The sequence below is a fragment of the Paraburkholderia sp. SIMBA_054 genome (assembly GCF_046534875.1).
Taxonomy (GTDB): domain Bacteria; phylum Pseudomonadota; class Gammaproteobacteria; order Burkholderiales; family Burkholderiaceae; genus Paraburkholderia; species Paraburkholderia hospita.
Genome location: NZ_JAWRXV010000136.1, coordinates 1 through 4,980 on the forward strand (window position 1 = coordinate 1; position 4,980 = coordinate 4,980).

Annotated in this window: 4 protein-coding genes and 1 pseudogene; all 5 read left to right on the forward strand. The window is 60.4% G+C overall.

From position 1 onward, the window contains the following. Positions 1 to 83: 83 nt before the first annotated feature. The gene (locus SB822_RS54100) at positions 84 to 368 is read left to right on the forward strand and encodes a hypothetical protein (protein WP_410858719.1); all 285 of its coding nucleotides are present in this window, start codon (positions 84 to 86) and stop codon (positions 366 to 368) included. Positions 369 to 559: 191 nt separating this feature from the next. Beyond that, a pseudogene (locus SB822_RS54105) lies at positions 560 to 843 on the forward strand (MgtC/SapB family protein); the annotation flags it as partial. A gap of 80 nt (positions 844 to 923) precedes the next feature. After that, entirely contained in the window at positions 924 to 1,151 is a 228-nt protein-coding gene (locus tag SB822_RS54110) for a hypothetical protein (RefSeq protein WP_410858720.1), read from the forward strand. A 622-nt stretch (positions 1,152 to 1,773) separates the two neighbouring features. Continuing rightward, positions 1,774 to 3,786, forward strand: coding sequence for a protein-L-isoaspartate(D-aspartate) O-methyltransferase (locus tag SB822_RS54115; protein WP_410858721.1), 2,013 nt, complete (start codon positions 1,774 to 1,776; stop codon positions 3,784 to 3,786). Between the two features lie 25 nt (positions 3,787 to 3,811). Beyond that, on the forward strand, positions 3,812 to 4,753 hold the full coding sequence (locus SB822_RS54120) for a cation diffusion facilitator family transporter (RefSeq protein WP_410858722.1): 942 nt from the start codon (positions 3,812 to 3,814) through the stop codon (positions 4,751 to 4,753). Positions 4,754 to 4,980: the final 227 nt, after the last annotated feature.

Here is a 4,980-nt window from a genome sequence, read left to right on the forward strand (position 1 = left end):
CGCAATCCGCTCGCATTGCCTGAATTCAAGATCACAAGACCGCCTTTGTCTTCAAACCCGATTTATGCAACAACGCCTCGGAGATGGCGCGCCATCATATCGAGGAAGAAGAATCAAGCCTCTTTCCCGAGTTGCGCGAAAGCGGCGTCGATCTGGTGCGCCTTGGTGATGAGATCGCGGCGCAACGAGAGAAGCTGATGAACAAGCTGGAAATGGCGGGCAGCAAACTGGTTGGTGACAACAGCCTCACATTCCGGCAATGCGGCTGCGAGTCGCGGACAGCATCTTCCTGCCGGCCCCCGCCGAGCCCCTTGTACAGCGCGACGAGATCAGTGGGGCTACCCGGGGAAAATTGCGCTCTGCGCTGACACGGGCCGGCCGTGCCGAAGCCTGGCGACAAAGGCCTTGTCAGTCTCACCGGGCATCTCGGGGAAAGAACTGCCACGCTTTCACTTCATCAGATCGCAGCCGCTTGTCATGCGCGATCGTGTCGTGCTCAGCGCGTCGATCGACGGTAATCGGTCGCGCCACACCCGTCGATCACCTTTGATGCGGTATCGAATCGGGGGAAGCTGCAGGATTGCGTACAACGCTTCTCGTGTGCCTCGCCGCCTGCCTGGCGATGCTCCAGGTGAATGCGCTGTTCACCCAGGCCGGGTCGTTCGCCGCTGCTCGATCTGATGCGTCTGCACGGCGGCGCCTGACTCGGGCAATATGGACCGGTAAAGGGCGTGACGGGTGCACCAACGTTTGTGACTGCGATTAGTCTATGCTTGGTGGCAAGCAGCTGGGGGCTGGGCTGTGCCGGACTCGCCCTTGAAGCCCGCCGTGCTCTGGCCGCTTACTCTCTGTCGTATCCACTGTCTGACTGCCTCTTCCTCGCAATATTGGGGGTTGCGTATCCACGAACTGAATGTCTCGCCGTGGTCACGCCAAATCTGTTCGTCAAGCTGAAACTCGCAGTCGATGTTGCCTCGATCGTTGTCGCGCAGCCAGGCGAAAGCGACCTGCTCGCCGCTGCGCCATGCAATGCAACCGTCGCCAATGTCAGCCGCAGTGCCGGGCGGCATATTTCGGAGAAGCATTCCGAGCCGCAGCGTGAATGCACCAATGATTTCGGCGTACCCCGACTCGCCCTGGCACACTGCTGAAGTGATCGCTGCACCCGCGTGAATCGATCGCCATGCCGCGAGGTGCGAATATTTCGCCCACGCGAAAACTAACCTGCCGACCTTACGTTCGGACAGGCCCGCATCACGGCAAAAGAGCTTGAAATCCTCCAGCGCAGCGTGACCGCTGGCGCTCTGTGCGCCGCCCAACTCTTGCAACATCGCCGTGACGCCTTCGTCTGGATTCGCGCAACGCATGGCCGATCTCCCTCTACCTCGAAATTAAGCACGCCCCATGCCGTGTCACAGCCGGTCGGAGCCTCGCGGGCATCCTTCTGCAGAATCCTGTCTCGTGGTTTCGCGTTCATTGCGCCCGCACTCGCGCTCGCCTTGGGCGGCCGGAACTCACAAATGAACCTGATGAACCTGTTCGCGCGAGTAACCGATACTGCGCCCGCCGGTCCCCGGTGTCACTGATCGGCATTCGGTGTACGGTTTCGATGATGGTTTCCGTCTGGGACGCCTTCATCCGTTGCCGTTGGGTGCGCAAATGCCGGTCCCGCGCTGTAACCTGTCTCTTCGGCCTGAGCGCTCGAAGGCGCGATGAGTCTAGCAGCGTGGAATGTCTGATGCTGACAGGAAAGGATCGAACCGGTACCCGTTTATGGACACATACGAATATGAGCGGCAGCAGATGGTCGACAGGCAGATCGCGGCGCGCGGCGTGAGCGACCGCCGCCTGCTCGATGCGATGCGCGAAGTGCCCAGACACAAGTTCGTGCCTGATGACGTCGTAGAATTTGCCTATCGCGATACGGCTTTGCCGCTTTTTGCCGGGCAAACCGTCTCACAGCCCTATATCGTCGCGCGCATGCTTGAGGCCGTGCAGTTGTCGCCAGGTGACCGGGTGCTTGACGTCGGAACGGGTTCCGGCTACGCAGCCGCAATCGCGGCGCGACTGGCGTTGCATGTCGACAGCGTCGAACGCTATGAGCCGCTCGCGCAGGCTGCGAAAAAGCGGCTCGCGGAACAGGGTTTCGCCAACATCGACGTGCATGCGGCAGACGGCACTCTGGGCTGGCCAGCACGCGCGCCATTTGATGCGATCATCGCAGCAGCGGGTGGCCCGGACGTGCCACCCGCATGGCGCGAACAACTCGCCATCGGCGGAAGGCTCGTGATGCCGATCGGGACGCACCGCGAGTGCCAGCGGCTTATCAAAATGACGCGCCGAAGCGCGACACAGTTCGATGAGGAGGAGATGGACGAAGTGCGTTTCGTGCCGCTGATCGGCGAGCAGGGATGGCCGGCTGTCGATTCCGATGGCCCCTTCGTTGATTTGCCAGAAACGGAAGCCGCGGCGTATGAATCATCGACTACCACCTCGCTTGCAGGACTGATTTCAGCAGGTGCGCGGCCTTTGCCCGCATTTGACGACGCATCATTCGGATCGTGCTTCGAGTTCCTCGCGTCGAAGCGCATTGTGCTGCTCGGTGAATGCAGCCACGGCACTGCAGAGTTCTATGACGCGCGCGCGGCAATCACTCGCCACCTTGTCGAGAAACACAACTTCAATATGGCAGCGCTCGAGGCGGACTGGCCGGATGTCGCGGTAATCGACCAGTATGTCAGACTGCGCAAGCCAGACGGCGAATTGTCGCCGTTTCAGCGCTTTCCAACATGGATGTGGCGCAACGAGGAATTCGCCGCATTCGTGCGCTGGATGCACGCCTATAATGGGCTGCGGGATCCGGCGCGACGCTGCGCCGTTCATGGACTCGATATGTACAGTCTGTCGGCATCAGTGGCAGCCGTGCTTGATTATCTCGACCGTACCGATCCGGAGGCCGCATCCGTCGCGCGTGTGCGATACGGCTGTCTCACGCCGTGGCAGAAAGATCCGCAGGTCTATGGACGTGCCGCACTCTCGAAGGGCTTCGAGACGTGCGAGAACGCTGTCGTCGAGCAGTTGTGCGATCTGATGAGCGTGCGTCTCGAGGAAGCGCATCAAGATGGCGAATCATTGTTCGACGCAATGCAGAACGCGCGCCTGGTCGCTTCGGCAGAAAACTACTACCGGACAATGTACCGCAGTTCAGGCGATAGCTGGAATCTGCGCGATACGCATATGTTTGAAACGCTTGAGCGTCTGCTAGATTCACGCGGGCCGGACAGCAAGGCGATCGTCTGGGCGCACAACTCGCACATCGGTGACGCAGCCGCGACCGAGATGGGGCGTGTGCGCGATGAACTCAACCTCGGGCAGCTATGCCGCGAACGGTTCGGCGATGGCGCCGCGTTAGTCGGGCTCGGCACGCATACGGGGGCAGTCGCCGCGGCGACCGACTGGGACGGGCCGATGCAGATCAAGGCAGTGCGTCCGGCGCGTCCCGACAGCTATGAGTACCAGTTTCACCAGTCTGGTCACGCGCGTTGCGTCCTGGAAATCAGCAAGTCTGCGCATCCGCAGTTGTATGAGCAGTTGAGGGAGCCGCGACTCGAACGGTTTATTGGCGTCATCTACCGACCGGAGACGGAGTTGTATAGCCACTATGCCGAAGCGTCACTCGCGGAACAGTTCGATGCGTATGTGTGGTTCGATTCAACGCGTGCCGTTTCGCCGCTCGCTACCCGCCCGACCGAGCGCGCACCGGATCTTTATCCGTTCGGGCTTTGAGGTCCGTAAAGAGAAAGGCAACGCGATGAAGATCAGCCGGAGACGCGGCGCCCTCGGGACGCCTCGCGCGATCTACTATGCGCTCGCATCCAACGTTGCGGTCGCCGCCTGCAAGTACATCGCTGCCGCGCTGACCGGTTCCGGCGCAACCCTGTCGGAAGCGATCCATTCGAGTGCCGATTGCCTAAACCAGCTTGTGATGCTGTATGGTCATCGTCGCGCGAGAGCCAAGCCCGATGAACAGCATCCCTTTGGCTTCGGCCGCGAACAGTACGTCTACGGCATGCTCGTCGCAATGCAGCTGTTTGTAGTTGGCGGTCTTGCCTCGGCGGCCGTCGGAATCATTCACGCGCTGCATCGGGCGCCACTCGACAGTCCGTACGTCGCGATTTGCGTTTTGTGCGCCTCTGGTGTGATCGAAGGTTTCGCGCTACGCGCGACCATTCGCACGATCGATCCGGCTCGTCGCAGGAATGGTCTTCTGCACTGGTTTCGCGAAAGCGGCCAGTCCGCTGTGATGCTGGCCGTTGGCGAAGATTTTGCGTCAGTCGTCGGCGTGGTGGTTTCGCTCATCGCCGTAGTCGCATCAATGCTGAGCCGAAATCCGCTTTTTGATGCGCTTGGCGGCGTGGGGGTAGGCATCGTGTTGATGGGTACCGCGTTGTTCTCCATGCGAGAGATCAAGTCGCTGCTTGTCGGAGAATCCGCGCATCAGCATGTCCGCGATGCGATGGACGCCTGGCTAAAGAGCCGGCCCGAAATTCGGCGCATTGTCAGCCTCGTGGTGCTCAAATGGGCGGACGATCTTGTCGTCGCCGTGCAGGCCGAGCTTGAGGCTGGTGGCACTGCTACTGACCTTGTTCGAGTGATTGATCATATCGAGAACGAACTGCAGATGCAGTTTCCGACTGCCCGATGGATTTACTTCGAACCGGAACTCCACGAACATGGTCGCAATCCGCTTTGAAGCGGGCCGGCAGGCGCGTTGCCGAAGCCGGATCTAGCGATGCGACGAATGATCTTCTGCGCGATGCGATTCGTGACGAGTGCGGCCCAGATCTGGGCCAGTGCGGCCTCGAGAGTGATCTTGCGCATCATGTTCACGCCGCCCGTTCGCAAAAAACGGTGAAGAGCGCTATACACACAAGCCCGAATGCGATGTCGAGAATCGACGTGTAGTTGAAGGTGATGGAC